The organism is Streptomyces bambusae (genome assembly GCF_019400985.1).
Lineage (GTDB): Bacteria > Actinomycetota > Actinomycetes > Streptomycetales > Streptomycetaceae > Streptomyces > Streptomyces bambusae_A.
The window spans coordinates 1-17944 of the sequence record NZ_WTFF01000149.1; the positions used below are offsets into that span (position 1 = coordinate 1).

General features: G+C 71.2%; 16 protein-coding genes and 2 pseudogenes. 10 read left to right on the forward strand and 8 right to left on the reverse strand.

The genetic code is table 11. The annotated features are described in order from the left end of the window. Positions 1-283 (reverse strand): annotated as a pseudogene (locus GPJ59_RS20570) (hypothetical protein); the annotation flags it as partial. A gap of 160 nt (positions 284-443) precedes the next feature. Between GPJ59_RS20570 and GPJ59_RS20575 the strand changes: the two are divergent. The 5 genes from GPJ59_RS20575 to cseB all read left to right on the forward strand — a co-directional run bounded on the left by GPJ59_RS20575 (position 444) and on the right by cseB (position 4228). Further along, the gene (locus tag GPJ59_RS20575) at positions 444-1058 is read left to right on the forward strand and encodes a phosphatase PAP2 family protein (RefSeq protein WP_219668692.1); all 615 of its coding nucleotides are present in this window, start codon (positions 444-446) and stop codon (positions 1056-1058) included. A gap of 170 nt (positions 1059-1228) precedes the next feature. Further along, complete coding sequence (locus tag GPJ59_RS20580) at positions 1229-2119, forward strand: A/G-specific adenine glycosylase (protein ID WP_219668707.1); 891 nt, start codon at positions 1229-1231, stop codon at positions 2117-2119. 163 nt (positions 2120-2282) lie between these two features. Next, complete coding sequence (locus GPJ59_RS20585) at positions 2283-2843, forward strand: SigE family RNA polymerase sigma factor (protein WP_219668693.1); 561 nt, start codon at positions 2283-2285, stop codon at positions 2841-2843. A 23-nt stretch (positions 2844-2866) separates the two neighbouring features. After that, a complete protein-coding gene (locus tag GPJ59_RS20590; protein WP_219668708.1) occupies positions 2867-3490 on the forward strand; it encodes a hypothetical protein in 624 nt (207 codons plus the stop codon). Positions 3491-3520: 30 nt separating this feature from the next. After that, positions 3521-4228 carry a two-component system response regulator CseB gene (gene cseB / locus GPJ59_RS20595; protein WP_219668694.1) on the forward strand — a complete coding sequence of 236 codons (708 nt, stop codon included), beginning with the start codon at positions 3521-3523 and terminating at the stop codon, positions 4226-4228. Here cseB and GPJ59_RS20600 read toward each other — a convergent pair. Next, positions 4218-5463: pseudogene (locus GPJ59_RS20600) on the reverse strand (RNA-guided endonuclease InsQ/TnpB family protein). The gene cseB and the pseudogene GPJ59_RS20600 sit on opposite strands and share 11 nt — an antisense overlap. A gap of 20 nt (positions 5464-5483) precedes the next feature. Between GPJ59_RS20600 and GPJ59_RS20605 the strand changes: the two are divergent. The 3 genes from GPJ59_RS20605 to GPJ59_RS20615 all read left to right on the forward strand — a co-directional run bounded on the left by GPJ59_RS20605 (position 5484) and on the right by GPJ59_RS20615 (position 8282). Next, a complete protein-coding gene (locus tag GPJ59_RS20605; RefSeq protein ID WP_258024677.1) occupies positions 5484-5651 on the forward strand; it encodes an Arc family DNA-binding protein in 168 nt (55 codons plus the stop codon). Between the two features lie 108 nt (positions 5652-5759). After that, on the forward strand, positions 5760-7070 hold the full coding sequence (gene cseC / locus GPJ59_RS20610) for a two-component system sensor histidine kinase CseC (protein WP_219668697.1): 1311 nt from the start codon (positions 5760-5762) through the stop codon (positions 7068-7070). Between the two features lie 117 nt (positions 7071-7187). Continuing rightward, positions 7188-8282 carry a LamG-like jellyroll fold domain-containing protein gene (locus GPJ59_RS20615; protein WP_219668698.1) on the forward strand — a complete coding sequence of 365 codons (1095 nt, stop codon included), beginning with the start codon at positions 7188-7190 and terminating at the stop codon, positions 8280-8282. Positions 8283-8309: 27 nt separating this feature from the next. Here the strand turns inward: GPJ59_RS20615 and GPJ59_RS20620 are convergent, their stop codons facing one another. Beyond that, positions 8310-8969 carry a M23 family metallopeptidase gene (locus GPJ59_RS20620; RefSeq protein ID WP_219668699.1) on the reverse strand — a complete coding sequence of 220 codons (660 nt, stop codon included), beginning with the start codon at positions 8967-8969 and terminating at the stop codon, positions 8310-8312. Between the two features lie 289 nt (positions 8970-9258). Here GPJ59_RS20620 and GPJ59_RS20625 point away from each other — a divergent pair, with 289 nt between their 5' ends. Then, a complete protein-coding gene (locus GPJ59_RS20625) occupies positions 9259-12282 on the forward strand; it encodes an NACHT domain-containing protein (RefSeq protein ID WP_219668700.1) in 3024 nt (1007 codons plus the stop codon). A gap of 96 nt (positions 12283-12378) precedes the next feature. On the opposite strand, the gene GPJ59_RS20630 is transcribed toward GPJ59_RS20625, so the two are convergent. Then, positions 12379-14904, reverse strand: a complete 2526-nt coding sequence (locus GPJ59_RS20630; protein WP_219668701.1) for an ATP-dependent Clp protease ATP-binding subunit — start codon at positions 14902-14904, stop codon at positions 12379-12381. 452 nt (positions 14905-15356) lie between these two features. Here GPJ59_RS20630 and GPJ59_RS20635 point away from each other — a divergent pair, with 452 nt between their 5' ends. Further along, positions 15357-16058, forward strand: coding sequence for an SCO3374 family protein (locus tag GPJ59_RS20635; protein WP_219668702.1), 702 nt, complete (start codon positions 15357-15359; stop codon positions 16056-16058). Here GPJ59_RS20635 and GPJ59_RS20640 read toward each other — a convergent pair. From GPJ59_RS20640 to GPJ59_RS20655, 4 genes are all read right to left on the reverse strand, one after another. Next, positions 16037-16372 carry a histone-like nucleoid-structuring protein Lsr2 gene (locus GPJ59_RS20640; protein WP_219668703.1) on the reverse strand — a complete coding sequence of 112 codons (336 nt, stop codon included), beginning with the start codon at positions 16370-16372 and terminating at the stop codon, positions 16037-16039. The genes GPJ59_RS20635 and GPJ59_RS20640 overlap by 22 nt on opposite strands. Before the next feature lie 166 nt (positions 16373-16538). Next, a complete protein-coding gene (locus tag GPJ59_RS20645) occupies positions 16539-17084 on the reverse strand; it encodes an amino-acid N-acetyltransferase (protein ID WP_219668704.1) in 546 nt (181 codons plus the stop codon). A 9-nt stretch (positions 17085-17093) separates the two neighbouring features. Further along, complete coding sequence (locus GPJ59_RS20650) at positions 17094-17537, reverse strand: BlaI/MecI/CopY family transcriptional regulator (RefSeq protein WP_219668705.1); 444 nt, start codon at positions 17535-17537, stop codon at positions 17094-17096. A 100-nt stretch (positions 17538-17637) separates the two neighbouring features. Continuing rightward, entirely contained in the window at positions 17638-17805 is a 168-nt protein-coding gene (locus GPJ59_RS20655) for a hypothetical protein (protein WP_219668706.1), read from the reverse strand. Between the last annotated feature and the right edge of the window lie 139 nt (positions 17806-17944).

Genomic DNA, 17944 nt, shown 5'->3' on the forward strand with positions numbered 1-17944 from the left:
CCGCGGAACCGGAGCCCGCCGAGCCCGCGCCGCCGCCCGGCTCGTCGCGCCCGCCCGGGGCCTGGGTGATCGCCGGCCCGCTGCCGGGCGCGCCCGGGGTGATCGAGGCGACCGGGTCGGGGCCCTTCTGTCCCTTGCCGTTCGTCGTGCCCTTGCCGCCGCCGGAACTGACGGTCCATACGGCGAGCAGCGCGAGCAGCGCGACGACGGAAGCCAGCACCGCCCTCCGTCGCCAGTAGATGGAGGAGGGGAGCGGCCCGACCGGATTGCGCAGTGATCCCACGCAGGGAACTTTACGAGAGTTTGCAGGCCGATCCGTGCCCTACATGCCGCCGTACGCGGCGAGTTCTGCCGATGATCATCTCGCGCCGGCACGTCGTACGGCGGATTTCGGCCAGGCGGGCGAAGAAGGTGATCATCCGCTTTTTGTACTCTCGGTGACCATGGACAGCTCCGATCTCTACCGCGACATCACCGACTTCGCCCACTCCACGCCCGGCTGGGCCCAGTCGGCCATGGAACTGTGGACGACCGCGGGGCTGTTGCTCTTCGGCGTGCTCTACGTCGCCGTCTGGTGGCGCTCGCGCGACCGCGCCCCCCGCCAGGTGGCCCTGGCCGTCCTCGCCCCGCTCGCCACCGCCTTCGCCTACGTCGTCTCGGAGCTCGTGAAGTCCGCCGTGGAGGAGGAGCGGCCCTGCCGGGCCGTCGTGGGTGCGGCGGCCTCGCTGGTGGCCTGCCCGGAGTACGGCGACTGGTCCTTCCCCAGCAACCACTCGGCCATCGCGGGCGCGGCCGCCCTCTCGCTGGTGATGGCCGCGCGGCGGCTCGCCCTGTTCGTCGTGCCGATGGCGCTGCTGATGGCCTTCTCCCGGGTCTTCGTCGGGGTGCACTACCCGCACGACGTGGCGATCGGGCTGCTGCTGGGCGGCTCGGTGGCCCCGCTGGTGGTCCTCGCCCTCACCGGTCCGGTCAACAGGGTCATACGGACGATGCGCCGCAGCGGCAACCGGGCCGCCGCCTGGTTCGCCGGGCCGGGACCGGCACGCCCGGCACGGTAGGGGCGATCCGTGCCAGGATGCCGTCTGCCATGACTGCTTCCGCTTCCGCAGCTTCCGCTTCCGCATCCGCCGCATCCGCCGCTTCCGCGTCCGCCGCTCCCGGTTCCCGTTCCGGCTCCGTGTCGGCCGCTTCCGCCGCTTCCGCCGCGGCCGCATCCGCCGCGGCCGCCGTGCCCGACGCCCGGCGCGCCCGCGCCCTGCACTCCCCCGTCATCGCGTGGTTCGAGGAGAACGCCCGCGACCTGCCCTGGCGCCGGCCCGAGGCGGGCCCCTGGGGGGTCATGGTCAGCGAGTTCATGCTCCAGCAGACGCCGGTCAGCCGGGTCCTGCCGGTGTACGAGCAGTGGCTCGACCGCTGGCCCCGGCCCGCCGACCTGGCCGCCGAGGCCCCGGGCGAGGCCGTCCGTGCCTGGGGCCGGCTCGGCTACCCGCGCCGGGCCCTGCGCCTGCACGGCGCGGCCGTGGCGATAACCGAACGCCACGGCGGCGACGTACCGCGCGAGCACGCCCAGCTGCTCGCCCTGCCCGGCATCGGCGAGTACACGGCCGCGGCCGTGGCCTCCTTCGCGTACGGGCAGCGGCACGCGGTCCTCGACACCAACGTGCGGCGGGTCTTCGCCCGGACCGCGACCGGGGTGGAGTACCCGCCGAACGCCACCACCGCCGCCGAACGCCGCCTGGCCCGCGCCCTGCTGCCCGAGGACGAGGACACCGCGGCCCGCTGGGCCGCGGCCTCGATGGAGCTCGGCGCGCTGGTGTGCACGGCCAGGAACCCGGACTGTGCGCACTGCCCGGTGGCGGGTCTGTGCGCGTGGCGGCTGGCGGGCAGCCCGGCGCACGAGGGACCGGCGCGGCGCGGGCAGACGTACGCGGGCACCGACCGGCAGGTGCGCGGCCGGCTGCTGGCCGTCCTGCGCGAGGCGGTCGGGCCGGTGCCGCAGGCGGTGCTGGACACCGTGTGGAACGAACCGGTGCAGCGGGCCCGGGCACTGGACGGGCTGGTCTCCGACGGGCTCGTGGAACCGCTCGCCGGGGGCCTGTACCGGCTCCCGGGAAGCTGAGCCGGAGATTCCGTTTGTGTCGGGAAACCCCAGCTCACAGCCGCTGTTACACAACCTATGGCTGTCCGTGCGCCCACCGAGGTCTGGACCGCACAGCCTCGTGACAACGGCTCCGTACCGTCGTCCTTCGTCAGCAGGAGACGGACGCGGAGGGCGGTCTGACATGGCGCACGGCGAGGTACTCGAGTTCGAGGAGTACGTACGCACCCGGCAGGACGCCCTGCTGCGCAGCGCCCGGCGGCTGGTCCCGGACCCGACCGACGCGCAGGACCTGCTGCAGACCGCGCTGGTGCGGACGTACGGCCGCTGGGAGGGCATCGCGGACAAGTCCCTCGCCGACGCCTACCTGCGCCGCGTCATGATCAACACCCGCACCGAGTGGTGGCGCGCCCGCAAGCTGGAGGAGGTGCCCACCGAGCAGCTGCCCGACGCCAGCGTCGAGGACGGCACCGAGCAGCGCGCCGACCGCGCCCTGCTGATGGACATCCTGAAGGTGCTCGCGCCCAAGCAGCGCAGCGTCGTGGTGCTGCGACACTGGGAGCAGATGAGCACCGAGGAGACGGCCGCGGCGCTCGGGATGTCGGCGGGAACCGTGAAGAGCACTCTGCACCGGGCACTGGCCCGCCTCCGGCAGGAGCTGGAGAGCCGGGACCTGGACATGCGCGCGCTCGAACGCGGTGACCACAGCCTGCAGTACGAGGGGCGGGAGCGGTGCGCGGCCTGAACGGCAGCAATTCCTTCGTTCTGATGTCGGCGGGGACGGTCGTCCTCGTCGGCACCGTGCTGTTCGTGGTCGGGTGCTCCGACGGCGGCACCGGACTGAAGGACGGCGGCCCGGCCCGCACCGACCAGGTCGCCAAGACGGCACCGCCCCCGGCGAACGCCTCGCCCAGCCCGTCCCCGTCCGGGCTGAAGAAGATCGACCCGGTGGCCCTGATCAAGGCCGACCCCAAGGTCAGCCCGGCGGTCAAGCGCGATCTGAAGCCCTGCACGGGCAAGGAGTACCCGATCGACGTCAGCTACGGGAAGGTGACCGGCAGCCCGGTCGTGGACGTCGTCGTCAACGTGCTGTCGTGCGCCGACGCCGTGGGGCTGGGCTCGTACGTGTACCGGGCGGACGGCGCCACGTACGAGAATGTCTTCTCGGACGAGCAGCCCCCCGTCTACGCGGAGATCGACCGCGGCGACCTGCTGGTCAGCAAGCCCGTGTACGCGAAGTCGGACGCCCTCGCCTACCCGTCCGGCGAGGATGTGATCACCTATCGCTGGAACGGGGAGAAGTTCCTGGAGCACGACCGGGTGCACACCGAGTACAGCAACGTGGTCGACGGCGGCAGCCAGCCCGCCCCGGCCGTGACACCGAAGAGCTAGAGAAGAAGAGCTGGAGGCGAGGCTTTCCGCATGGCCGAGACCCACGTCCTGTTCGTGGAGGACGACGACGTCATCCGAGAGGCCACGACCCTGGCGCTGGAGCGCGACGGGTTCGTGGTCACCGCCATGCCCGACGGGCTGTCGGGGCTGGAGTCCTTCCGGGCGAACCGGCCCGACATCGCGCTGCTGGACGTGATGGTGCCGGGCATGGACGGCGTGAGCCTGTGCCGCCGGATCCGTGACGAGTCCACCGTGCCGGTGATCATGCTCTCGGCGCGGGCCGACTCCATCGACGTCGTCCTGGGCCTGGAGGCCGGCGCCGACGACTACGTCACCAAGCCCTTCGACGGCTCCGTGCTCGTCGCCCGGATCCGCGCGGTGCTGCGCCGCTTCGGCCACGCGGGCGGCCCGAACAACGGCGCGGCCGCCGACGAGGCCGGCTCCGGCGAGCGCGGGGTGCTCTCCTTCGGCGACCTGGAGGTCGACACCGAGGGCATGGAGGTCCGCCGGTCCGGCGCCCCGGTGGCGCTGACCCCGACCGAGATGCGGCTGCTGCTGGAGTTCTCCTCCGCGCCCGGGACGGTCCTCTCGCGCGACCGGCTGCTGGAGCGGGTGTGGGACTACGACTGGGGCGGCGACACCCGGGTCGTGGACGTCCACGTCCAGCGGCTGCGCACGAAGATCGGCCAGGACCGCATCGAGACGGTCCGGGGCTTCGGATACAAGCTCAAGCCTTGACTCCTCCCCTCCCGTAGGTGGGGATTCCTGGCTCACGATGCCTGCGGACCGGCGGTCCGGCAGGTCTTGCACGATCAGCGCCAGCCGGGTACGAGACCAGCCCGGACGAGCATCACACGGGCGGAGTTCTTGTCCCTCGAGGATGAGACTCCACACGCGGTGCAGCTGTAGGTACGTTCAGAGAGGGGCAGCGCGTGCTTGGTTCTCGCTCCGCAGTGCCCACAATCCATTGTGGTGTGCGCGGGATGCACCAGGTGCACCTTCCGTGCATGCTTACGGCCCATCTCGATCAGCGCGCTCTTCGTCGCGGAGATCGCCGCGTCGGCCGCCTTACGGGCCATGGTCGACTTGGCGAGGAACTTCGGACGGAAGTCCTCCACAGCAAGTGCGTCATGGTCGGTCACGACACGCTTTGCCCACTTGCGGCCGGCGTCCTGGCGCTGCCGCGCCACCTTCTTGTGCACCTTCGCGGCCAGGCGTCGCGCTTCCCGGTACCGCTTGGACGCAGCCTGCCCGCGCTTCGGCTTTCGCCTGGCCATCATCCGCTGGTACCGGGCCAGCTTCGTCGCGGCCTTCTTACCGTGCTCAGCGTGGGGGAGGTCGTGGTCGTCGCTGGTGGTGGTCGCGGTCTCCTTCACTCCCCAGTCGATGCCGATCACCGCACCCGTTTCGGGAAGCGGCTGGGCTTGGCCGGCGATGACGAACGAGCAGTACCAGTGCCCGAGGCTGTCCTGATACACGCGCACCGAGGTCGGACTGGCAGGAAGATCCCTCGACCACACCACGGTCAGCACGATGCTGCCTGCGAGATGCAGGCGTCCGCCCTTCAGCTGGAATCCGCGCCTGGTGTAGTTCAGCGTCGGATGTGCACGGCGCTTCTTCTTCAACTTGGGCATTCCGGCTCGCTGCCGCATCGGCAGCCGGGCCTTGATGTCCTTCAAGGCTTTGGCGCGGGACTTGGCGAAGTCCCGAATGATCTGCTGCTGTGGAACCGAGCTGCCTTCACGGAGCCAGGAGTTCACGGTCCGAGCCTGAGTCAGCATGTTGTCGAGCCGCGCCGGACCACAGTCTTCCTTGTCTCGGTAAGCCTTCCGGGACGCGGCAACACACTCGTTCCAGATCCACCGGCACCGGAACCACTCGGAGAGCAGGGCCGTCCGCGCGGTGGACGACACCCGCAGGCGGTAGGTGTACCGGGAATGCCCGGCATCCCCCACTCTCTGTGGTGTCGTCATGACACTACGCTACCACTACGATGGGGGGCGTGGACGACGAAGTGCGCATCACGCTCAGACTCCCCTCAGACCTTCACGCGTGGCTGGCCTCTGAGGCCAAGTCCGCCCGCAGGTCCCTCAACTCCGAGATCCTGCTACGCCTGGAAGCGGGGCAGCCAGCTCCTGCGACAGGCGACGAATCGCCCTGACAGCGATCCATCTCTTCCTGCCTTGCCTCGCAGGAGTCCGACTCTCCCCCGCACGCGGGAGCCAGCCCCAACCCGGCCTGACGACCGGAACGCCCTTGGAGGAACCAGGTGAAGCGGTTCACCCTTCGTACGGGGATCCGCTGGAAGATCACCATTGCCATCGCCGCCGTCGGCGCGCTCATCACGCTCGCGCTGAGCCTGGTGGTCCACAGTGCCGCGCGCGTCTCGATGCTGGAGAGCGCCCGCGAGACCCAGCTGGACCGGGTCCAGTACATCTCCCGCAATGCCGAGGCCGGCCGCAAGCCGCCCATGGGGGCCAAGCTCAACGACCCCGAACTGCCGCAGCAGCTGCGCGACAAGGCGCGCTCCGGGCGGCGCGGCACCTTCGTCCAGGAGAAGCCGCGCGGGCTGCCCGAGGTGTGGGCGGCGGTGCCGCTCGGGAACGGGCAGGTGCTGTCGCTGCACAGCCAGTTCCGCGAGAGCGCCAACATGATCCGCGACCTCGACCGGGCCCTGGCGATCGGCTCGTTCGCCGTGGTCATCGGCGGGTCCGCGCTCGGCGTGCTCATCGGCGGGCAGATCTCGCGGCGGCTGCGCAAGGCCGCGGCTGCCGCCGGCAAGGTCGCCCTCGGGGACCGCGACGTACGGGTGCGCGACGCCGTGGGCGGTGTCGTCCGGGACGAGACCGACGACCTCGCGCGGGCCGTGGACGCCATGGCCGACGCCCTCCAGCAGCGTCTGGAGGCCGAGCGCCGGGTCACCGCCGACATCGCGCACGAGCTGCGCACGCCGGTGACCGGCCTGCTGACCGCCGCCGAGCTGCTGCCGCCCGGCCGTCCGACCGAGCTGGTGCGCGACCGGGCGCAGGCGATGCGGGCGCTGGTCGAGGACGTGCTGGAGGTGGCCCGGCTGGACAGTGCCTCGGAGCGGGCCGAGCTCCAGGACGTGGCGCTGGGCGAGTTCGTGGCCCGGCGGGTGGCCGCGCTGATGCCGGAGGCCTCCGTACGCGTCGTGGCCGACGAGATCGTCAGCACCGACCCGCGCCGGCTGGAGCGGATCCTGGGCAACCTGCTCGCCAACGCCGCCCGGTACGGCAAGTCGCCAGTCCAGGTCGATGTCGAGGGCCGGGTCGTGCGGGTCCGCGACCACGGGCCGGGCTTCCCCGAGGCACTGCTGCGCGAGGGTCCCAGCCGTTTCCGTACGGGCTCCACGGACCGCGCGGGCGTGGGCCACGGCCTGGGCCTGACGATCGCCGAGGGCCAGGCCCGGGTGCTGGGCGCCCGGTTGACGTTCCGCAACGTGGCCGCCCCGGGCGGGACCGACCGCGAGGGTGCGGCCGCGGGCGCGGTGGCGGTGCTGTGGCTCCCGGAGCACGCTCCGACGGCCACGGGGAGCTTCCCGGTGGTGCAACTACCTTAGCGGCGCGGCTTTTCGGGGCGGGCATAGGTAGGAACCTGCCTGCGGCCCGGGCCGGGATTGCGCTTGCGGGTACCGGGGCCGTTCGCACGGCGGGAGGGATGTCTTAGCATCCGTGGCATGACTGACGGCACGGATCGCCCCCACACCCCCGAGCAGAACGCCGGCTACGGCTACCCGCAGGGGCAGGCACCCGGCGGCGGCTACGGCTACCCGCAGGCGGGGCAGCCGGGCCCGTTCCAGCAGCAGCCGGCTCCCGGCGCCTTCGGCCCGTTCGGCGCGCAGCCGGAACCGGCCGGGTTCACCCCGTCCCCGCAGCCGGACTGGCAGGCGATGGCGGACGACAACGAGTCCCGCCGCTCGCGCCGCAAGATGATGGTCATCAGCGGTTCGGCGGTGGCCGTGGTGCTCGCGGCGGTGGGGGGCTTCCTGCTGTTCGGCAACGTCCTCTCGGACGACCCGAAGGGGCAGGACAAGCCGAACGTGACCGCCTCGGGCTCGCCCTCCCCCGCACCGTCGGAGTCCGAGGACACCTCGCCGACGGTGGCGAACGAGCCGAACCTGCTGCGCGACCGCGGCAACGCCGGCCCGCCGGTGCACCTGGCGATGGCGTCGGGCGTGGAGCTGGCCAAGATGGGGACGCGCGACGAGCTCCGCTTGAAGGGCGGCCCGGACTCGTACGCGCAGGGCGCGGAGCCGGCCATCGACGTGACCAAGAGCTTCACGATCACCACCCGCGTCTACACGGTGGTCGACAACGGCTCGCGGATGGCGATCAGCCAGGGCGACGGCGCCTCGTTCTCGTACGAGCTGGGCTTCGAGGCGGCGAACGGCAAGAAGACCTGGGTGTTCCGGGTGCAGACCGGGGACAAGGGCGCGGCCGCCACCGCCCAGCAGGTGGTCGCGGACGCGGGCGCCGACCCGGAGAAGAAGTGGACCCAGCTGACCGGCACGTACGACGCCGGCACCAAGACGATCACCCTCTACGTGAACGACAAGCCGGCCGGCCAGGCGCAGGTGCCCGGGATCTGGGCCGGCCCGGGCCCGCTGCAGCTGGGCCGGGCGCGCCACCACGGGATCTGGAGCGGTTCCTGGGTCGGCTCGCTGGACCGGATCCGCTTCTGGGACAAGGCGCTGGCCCCGGACCAGGTGGCGATCCTCGACTCCGGCAAGCTCGACAAGCTGGGCAAGCCGACCCACGCCTGGCTGATCTGAGCCGGGGCCCTGCCGGGGCCCCTGCCGTCAGAGAGTGACGCCGGCGTTGCGCAGGAAGGCCACCGGGTTGACGGCGGAGCCGTAGTTCGGGGTGGTGCGGATCTCGAAGTGCAGGTGCGGGCCGGTCGAGTTGCCGGTGTTGCCGGACAGGGCGATCTGCTGGCCCGCGGTGACCTTCTGGCCGGTCTTCACCAGGATCCGCGACAGGTGGGCGTACTGGGAGTACGTGTTGTTCGCGTGCTTGACCACGATGGCGTTGCCGTACGCGGGGCCGTCGCCGCCGCCGTTCGGGCCGGCCTTGACGACGGTACCGGCGGCCACGGCCTTGACCGGGGTGCCGACCGGGACGGCGAAGTCCTGGCCGGAGTGCTTGCGCGCCCACAGGTTGCCGCCCTTGCCGTAGGTGGCGGAGAGCGTGTACGAGGCGAGCGGCGCCTTCCAGGCGGCCTTGGTCGCCTGCGCGGCCTTCTTCTCGGCCTCCGCCTTCTTCTCGGCCTTCTCGGCCTTCTCAGCCTTCTCGGCGGCGACGGCGGCCTGGGCGGCGACGAGGTCGGCGGTGCCGGTCACGGTGGTGGGGTTCGCGTCGGCGAAGGCGGTCCCGGTGGCTCCCAGCGCCAGCGCGGCACCGACAGCGGTGGCGACGACGGTGGTGCGGACACGGCGGGTACGGACGCTCTTCGCAGACATACGGAATCCTCCGGGGACGGGGCTGGGGGCAGGTGCCGATCGCGGCGGGGCCGGTGGCGGCTCTCATTGGTAACCCTTTCGGCACGGAACCCCCAAACCTCCCCATTACTACCCAAGCTCGTAGCGAGCGGCAGTGTGGCGTACCCCGTTGACGCCCTCTTCCTGCGGCGACACCCCCGCCGGGATGCCCCGATGATCTACGAATTCACCTCGTAGGTCCGTTTTGTTCCGTGCGGCTTGTCACTGTTTCAGGACCAAAGTCCCGCAACCATCGCTACGCTCACGCGTCGTGGACGCATCGGTGGTGGGGGTACGGCTGGCGTCGAGCGCGATGACGCCGCTGATCAGGAAGCTGTTCCGGACGGAGGGCGACGGGGCGGGGGCGGTGGCCGACCCGATCCGCCTGTCCGCGTACGTCTCCTGGCGCGAAAAACGCGCCCTCGACCGCTCCGACCTCGACAGACTCGCCGCCAAGCTGGTCGCCCGGGCCCTGGCCGCGCCCGGCGAGCGGCCGTTGCCGCAGGGCGAGGAGGCCGGGGTCGCCACCGCCCTGGGGGCGAGCCTGCACGCACTGGGCGACCTCGACATGACCGACGTCCAGGCGGTCGCCCTGGGCCCGGCCGGCTTCGCCGCGGCCTTACGCGCCAAGGCGCCGTACCTGGGCCTGTCCGAGGACGCCGAGCTCTTCCACGCCCGGCTGCTGCACACGGCCTGCGAGCAGATCCTGCACTTCTTCACCCAGCGCTCCACCTTCGTCCCGGCCACGCTCGTCGAGCAGTCCCGGCGGGGCGCCCGCTCGGAGGCCAAGGTGGACGAGGTGCTGCGCCGGGTGCCCCGGCAGGACGGGCGCGACGCGGCATTCGAGGACGAGTACCGCGCGTACGTCGCCCGGCGCCACAGCACCGTCACGATCTACGGGCTGGACCTGGAGCCGGGCACGGCGACGTGGCCGCTGGACACGGCGTACGTGAGCCTGGAACTGGCGGGTGCGCCGGAGGGCCGTGGGCCGGACATGGGACGGCCCAGGCGTAACGTGCGGCGCCAACTGTGGGCAGGCCTTGCGCTGGAGCTGGGGGTGGGCGAGCACCGCCGAGGGCGCTTCCTGCTGCGCGGCGAAGCCGGCTCCGGCAAGACCACCCTCATCCAGCACCTGGCCGTGACGGCTGCCCGCGAGGCCGCGGGACTGGTCCCGTTCGTCCTGCCGCTGCGCACCCTCACGCGCCACGGCGAGCGGCTGCCCGCCCCCGGCGGCTTCCTGGAGGCCGCCGGCTCCGCGCTCGCCGGCAGCGAGCCCGACGGCTGGGAGGCCCGGGTACTGCGCGACGGCCAGGCCCTGCTGCTGGTCGACGGGATCGACGAGATCCCGGAGGCCGAGCGGGCCGGTGCCCGCGCCTGGCTGGCCGAGCTGATCACCGCCTACCCCGACAACGCCTGGCTGGTCACCTCCCGGCCCTCGGCCGTCCGGCCGGACTGGCTGCGCGAGGAGCACTTCGCGGAGCTGGCCCTCGCCCCCATGAGCCGGGACCACGTGGCGACGTTCATCGACCGCTGGCACGCGGCAGCCGGTGCGGACCCCGAGCTGACGGTCCTGCGCGACCAGCTGCGCCAGGCCGTCCGCACCAAGCCCGAGCTCGCCCGGCTGGCCACCAACCCCCTCCTGTGCGGACTGATCTGCGCCCTGCACCGGGAACGGCGCGGCTTCCTGCCCTCCGGCCGCAAGGAGCTGTACACGGCCGCCCTGTCGATGCTGCTGCACCGCCGCGACAAGGAGCGGCGGCTGCGCCTGCCGGAGCTCGGCGACGAGCCCCAGCTCCAGCTGCTCCAGCGGCTCGCGTACTGGCTGATCCGCAACGGCCGGACCGAGATGGCCCGGGACCACGCCGTGCGCCTGATCGCGAACGCCCTGCCCGCCGTGCCGGAGGCGCAGCGCGTCCTGGGCGGCGCCGAGGCCGTCCACACCCACTTCCTGGAGCGCACGGGCCTGCTGCGGGCGCCGACCGAGGACACGGTGGAGTTCGTGCACCGCACCTTCCAGGACTTCCTGGGCGCCCGGATGGCCCTGGACGAGGGCAGCACCGGGGAGCTGGCCCTGCACGCCGACGACGACCAGTGGGAGGACGTCGTGAAGATGGCGGTCGCCCAGGGCCGCCCACGCGAGCGCGCCGAGATCATCCGGGCCCTGCTGGACCAGCCCACCCCGCGCTCCACCCTGCTCGCCGTGGCCTCCCTGGAGTACGCGGCGGAGCTCGACCCGGAGCTGCGGGAGGAGGCGACCGCGGCCATGGCGGACCTGTGGCCGCCGGCCGACTACGAGGCGGGGCGGCGGCTCGGCGAGGCCGCCGGACCGCTGGTGCTGGACCTGCTGCCGGATCCGGCCCAGGCCCCTGACGAGGAGACGGCCCTCATGGCGCTGGTCACCGCAGGCGGCACCGGCTCCGACGCGGCGATCGACTTCCTGTCCCGGTACTGCGACCACCCCTTGGAGCGGGTGCGGGACCACCTGACCGAGCTGTGGCCGCGGTTCGAGACCGTACGGTTCGCCAATGAGGTGCTGGGCAGGATCGACCCGCCTCCGGACCGGCTGAAGCTGACCTCCGGTGCCGAGCTCGCCGCCCTGCCGGTCTTCGCACCCCCGCCGATCCTGTGGATCAGCGGTCCGGTCAGCTCGTCGCGGCTGACCGCCTTCGCGGGGAGGTACCCGGTGGAAGAGCTGGTCCTCCACGCCCTTCCCCGTGTGGGCATGGTCGAGCTGCGCGACTGCACCACCCTGCGGACCCTGCGGATGAACACCTGGCTGGGTCTGGAGGACGTGGAGGATCTGGACGCCCTGGTGGGGCTGACCGGCCTGCCGGTCGAGCAGGTGTCCATGAGTCTGCACCGCCAGCCCGTCCGACTGGGCCGGGTGGTCGCGAGCTGGCCCCGCCTGCGCACGCTCCGGATCGGTGGCCAGGTGGCCGACTGGTCCTTCGCCGACCTGCATCCGGACGCGCGGCTGGAGGACCTGGACATCGAGCCGGCGCCGCCGCTCGCCGGCCTCGGCCGGCAGCGGTCGCTGCTCCGGCTCGCGCTCGGGTACCGCTGGCGCCCCTCGGGTCCGCAGGACTGGGCGGAACTGAACCGGCTGGAGCGGCTGGAGGAGCTGACGGTCAGTGTCGAGGTGCTGGACGACCTCGCCGACCACGTGCGCCTGCCCTCCCTCAAGGCCCTGGTGCACTACGAGGAGGAGGACATCGACCCCCGGGTCGAGGAGAAGCTCACGCGTGCCTTCCCCCACGCCCAGCTGCAGATGATGCCCCAGGTCTACGACATCTGAGCCTCCCCGGCTGCCCGCCCGGACGCAGAAACGGGGCGGCCCCGGGACCGTGCAGGTCCCGGGGCCGCCCCGTGTCACTCAGGGCCGCTGTACGCCTTACGCGCCCTTGCTGAGGTCCGGGCCCGGCCCGGTCGCCTCGATCGGGGGCACGTCCGGCAGGGCGGACTTCTCCTCGCCGCGGAAGGTGAACTTGGCGTTGTCGCCCTCACCCTCCGTGCCGACGACCACGATGTGGCCGGGGCGCAGCTCGCCGAAGAGGATCTTCTCGGAGAGCATGTCCTCGATCTCGCGCTGGATCGTGCGGCGCAGCGGACGCGCACCCATGATCGGGTCGTAGCCGTGCTTGGCCAGCAGGAGCTTGGCCTCGCCGCTGAGCTCGATGCCCATGTCGCGGTCCTTGAGGCGCTCGTCCACCTTGGCGATCATCAGGTCGACGATCTGGATGATGTCTTCCTGGCTGAGCTGGTGGAAGACGACCGTGTCGTCGACACGGTTGAGGAACTCGGGGCGGAAGTGCTGCTTCAGCTCCTCGTTGACCTTCGCCTTCATCCGGTCGTACCCGGTCTTGACGTCGCCCTGGGCGGCGAAGCCCAGGTTGAAGCCCTTCGAGATGTCCCGCGTACCCAGGTTGGTCGTCATGATGATGACCGTGTTCTTGAAGTCCACGACCCGGCCCTGGGAGTCGGTCAGGCGACCGTCCTCCAGGATCTGGAGAAGGGAATTGAAGATATCCGGGTGGGCCTTCTCGACCTCGTCGAAGAGGACGACGGAGAACGGCTTGCGGCGCACCTTCTCGGTGAGCTGGCCGCCCTCTTCGTAGCCCACGTAGCCGGGGGGCGAACCGAAGAGGCGGGAAACCGTGTGCTTCTCGCTGAACTCCGACATGTCGAGGGAGATCAGCGCGTCCTCGTCGCCGAAGAGGAATTCGGCGAGCGTCTTGGAGAGCTCGGTCTTACCGACACCGGACGGGCCGGCGAAGATGAACGAGCCACCGGGGCGCTTCGGGTCCTTCAGGCCGGCCCGCGTACGGCGGATCGCCTGGGAAAGGGCCTTGATGGCGTCCTTCTGGCCGATGACGCGCTTGTGGAGCTCGTCCTCCATGCGCAGCAGGCGCGAGGACTCCTCCTCGGTCAGCTTGAAGACGGGAATGCCGGTCGCGGTCGCGAGGACCTCGGCGATCAGCTCGCCGTCGACCTCGGCGACGACGTCCATGTCGCCGGCCTTCCACTCCTTCTCGCGCTTGGCCTTCGCGGCGAGGAGCTGCTTCTCCTTGTCGCGGAGGGAGGCCGCCTTCTCGAAGTCCTGGGAGTCGATCGCCGACTCCTTGTCCCGGCGCACGGCCGCGATCTTCTCGTCGAACTCGCGGAGGTCCGGCGGCGCGGTCATCCGGCGGATGCGCATCCGGGAGCCGGCCTCGTCGATCAGGTCGATCGCCTTGTCCGGCAGGAAGCGGTCCGAGATGTACCGGTCGGCCAGGGTGGCCGCCTGGACGAGGGCCTCGTCCGTGATGGAGACACGGTGGTGGGCCTCGTACCGGTCGCGCAGACCCTTGAGGATCTCGATGGTGTGCGGCAGGGACGGCTCGGCGACCTGGATGGGCTGGAAGCGGCGCTCCAGGGCCGCGTCCTTCTCCAGGTGCTTGCGGTACTCGTCGAGCGTGGTGGCACCGATGGTCTGGAGCTCACCGCGGGCCAGCATCGGCTTCAGGATCGAGGCCGCGTCGATGGCGCCCTCGGCGGCGCCCGCACCGACGAGTGTGTGGAGCTCGTCGATGAACAGGATGATGTCGCCGCGGGTGCGGATCTCCTTGAGGACCTTCTTCAGGCGCTCCTCGAAGTCACCGCGGTAGCGGGAGCCGGCGACGAGCGCGCCGAGGTCCAGGGTGTAGAGGTGCTTGTCCTTGAGGGTCTCGGGCACCTCGCCCTTGACGATGGCCTGGGCCAGGCCCTCGACGACCGCCGTCTTGCCGACGCCGGGCTCGCCGATGAGGACCGGGTTGTTCTTGGTACGGCGGGACAGCACCTGCATGACCCGCTCGATCTCCTTCTCGCGCCCGATGACCGGGTCGAGCTTGGATTCGCGGGCCGCCTGGGTGAGGTTGCGGCCGAACTGGTCCAGGACGAGCGAGGTCGAGGGGGAACCCTCGGCCGGGCCGCCTGCCGTGGCCGCTTCCTTGCCGCCTCCGGAGTAGCCGGAGAGCAGCTGGATGACCTGCTGCCGGACACGGTTGAGATCGGCGCCCAGCTTCACGAGGACCTGGGCCGCGACGCCCTCGCCCTCGCGGATCAGGCCGAGCAGGATGTGCTCGGTGCCGATGTAGTTGTGGCCGAGCTGGAGGGCCTCGCGGAGCGAGAGCTCCAGGACCTTCTTCGCCCGCGGGGTGAAGGGGATGTGGCCGGACGGGGCCTGCTGGCCCTGGCCGATGATCTCCTCGACCTGCTGGCGAACAGCCTCGAGCGAAATCCCGAGGCTCTCCAGGGCCTTAGCGGCGACACCCTCACCCTCGTGGATCAGACCCAGGAGGATGTGCTCGGTGCCGATGTAGTTGTGGTTGAGCATCCGGGCTTCTTCCTGAGCCAGGACGACAACCCGCCGCGCGCGGTCGGTGAACCTCTCGAACATCGTTATTCGCTCCTCAGAGCGGTCGGGCAGTTCGGGGTCGGTCCCCGCCCTGTCCTTCCGCATGCTAGTCCCGCGGGACGGGACAGCTCATTCCAACTGCCGACATCCGCCGCGGCTCACCCCACGTCGGTGAGGAAAAACCGGCCTGAACAGCCGACAACTGCTCCAACTCGATAGTGGGAGACGATGTTCCCGCAGGCCAGGCAGATACCCGTCACACGTGTACGCCGATGGCGAACGGGACCGGTCAAAACCGCGTGTCGCCCCGATCCACTAGGAATGTCTTACCCCTGGGGACCGACACTCCATGCCCTGTGCACCGGCCGCCTCCGCTAAGGGCGAACAAGCTTGCGCCTCGAATCCCTCATTCCGCGCATCTCAGGTCTTCACGTTGCGTGGAGGCGCCGGGCGCGGTGCGTAACCACACCCCTCGGGCGGCAGTTGGTGCGGACATGGCCCACACCGTGCCGCTGCCCCGGGTCGCTCCCGAGACCGGGACCGGACCCGCGACCGGATCCGGGACCGGACCCGATCACGACGAGTACGGCCGCTGGTACGAGCGGGTGCTCGGCTGGCCGGTGGCCGGCGGTCCCCCGGTCCAGTTGCTGACCGGGACGCGTTTCGACGTGCTGGACGTGCCGGCCGACGCCGGGCTGCGGCTGCTGCGGCGGCCCGTCGCCACCGGTCCGGTGGCCCGTTCGGGGCGCAGGATGCACTTTCTGGTGGCCGCGGGGAGCGCAGCGGAGCTGGACGGCCTGCTCGACTGGCTGGAATGGGGCGGGGTCGCCCTGGATCTGGCCGCCCTGGGTGAGGGCGGGCGGATCGCCGCGCCGGTACCTCCGGGTCAAGTCTGCCACGCGGCGTCCGGCGGCCCCTGGCGAAGAAGTCCTGCGGGGGGTCCTGCGGGGAGTCCTGCGGGAGGTCCCGTGGAAAGTCCTTGGGGGGCCGCCGTGTGGCTGCGGCCCCCCGGTCCGGAATGCGGGGCGGGACTGCCCGCCCTGCCCGCCCTGTCCGCGTGCGGACGGGGCGGCGGGCCCGCCGCCGGGCCCGATCTGGTGCGCCTGGTCGGCGCGGCGGCGACGGAGTGCCACCGCGCCCGGCTGGGGCGCAGGGCCCCCCAGGGCGTCGCCGGTCAGCCCTTGGCGTTCTCGTAGGCCTCGCGGATCTCGGCCGGGACGCGGCCGCGGTCGTTGACGTTCATGCCCTGGGCCTTGGCCCACGCGCGGATCTCGGCGGTGTCCGGGTTGCCGGACGACGCGGCGCGGCCCTTGGCGCGGCCGGAGGCGGCCCGGCCACCGGTGCGGCGTCCGCCCTTGGTGTACGGCTCGAGCAGGCCGCGGAGCGTTTCCGCGTTGGCGGTGGTGAGGTCGATCTCGTAGGTCTTGCCATCCAGCGCGAACGTCACGGTCTCGTCCGCCTCGCCACCGTCGAGGTCGTCGACAAGAAGGACCTGAACCTTCTGTGCCACCGGATTTCCTTTCATCGAAAATGCAGTACGCGGAAAGGAAACCGCTTTTGCCGGAAAAACACAAACCCCCCGGGAGAGGTTCGGGGGCAGAACAGGGCGGGAAACGTACGCGATTCGGACATAGGCCACAGGGGGGCGGAGCCCGGGAAAAGCCGCGCCTGCCGGATCACAGGTGCAGAAGCATCCGGCTGTTGCCCAAGGTGTTCGGCTTCACTCGTTCGAGACCCAGGAACTCGGCGACGCCCTCGTCATAGGAACGCAGGAGCTCGGTGTAGACATCGGTCCCGACCGGGGTCTCCCCGATCTCGACGAAGCCGTGCCTGGCGAAGAAGTCGACTTCGAAGGTCAGGCAGAATACCCGCCGCACGCCCAGCTCCCGCGCGGTCTCCAACAACCGGCCGAGCAGCTTGTGGCCCGCGCCGGCCCCCCGCAACTCCCGGTCGACGGCGAGAGTGCGTACCTCGGCGAGGTCTTCCCACATCACGTGAAGGGCCCCGCAGCCGACCACGCGCCCGTCGGAGTCCCGTTCCGCGACCCAGAACTCCTGGATGTCCTCGTAAAGGGTCACCGGCGCTTTGTCGAGCAGGATCCGCTGCTGCACGTACTGGTCCAGCAGCCGGCGCAGTGCGGGGACATCCCCGGTGCGCGCACGGCGGATCGTCACTGCTTTTGCATCTGCACCGGACGCCGGGGCCTGCGAATCGTCTGCCATGCCCGGACGCTATCGCCCCGCCGCGGGCGGCTCACCGCCGGAGTGCCCTTCGGCGGGGGGCTCGGCGGGAGGCTCGGAGGGGGGCTCCTCCTCGTCGTGCTGCACGATCCGTACGGCGTCCCGCAACGACTCGCGCTGTTCCGGCGACATCATCCCGAAGAAGGCGACGAGAGCGGCCGCGGGGTTGTCACTGGTGGACCAGGCTTCGTTCATCAGTGCGGCCGAGTAGGCGGCGCGCGTGGAGACCGCGGTATACCGATAGGCGCGTCCTTCGGCCTCCCGGCGGACCCAGCCCTTCTGATGAAGATTGTCCAACACGGTCATGACCGTGGTGTATGCGATGGACCGTTCCTGCTGGAGGTCTTCCAGCACTTCGCGGACGGTGACCGGGCGGTTCCACTGCCACACCCGCGTCATGACCGCGTCTTCGAGTTCTCCCAAGGGGCGAGGCACAACAGCACGATAGTGCGGGATGTCCTGAATTTCCCGGCCATCGGGTCGGGACGCAACAACAAAATCGGGCGCACCCCCCGACGGGGGTGCGCCCGACCTGCTACTCCTTGGCCTGCTGGCCGCCCTCGGCCCGGGCGAGCGCGGCGTCGACGGCCGCGTCCTCCTTGCCCTTGTTGGCGCCGCCCTGGCTCTTCACGATCGTCACGACGAGAGCGATGAAGAACGCGGCCATCACGAACGGGGGCACGAGCGCGGATACGTAGTCCATGACGTCAAGCGTAGCTACCCCGCCGCGCGGCGGGCCGCCGGGGGCGGCACGGGCTCGGGGCGGGGCGGGGGAAACTCGCCGGGGGGGGGGGGTGTGCGGTGGGGGGTGTGGCTCTGTATCACACGCCTGGGTCGCGACG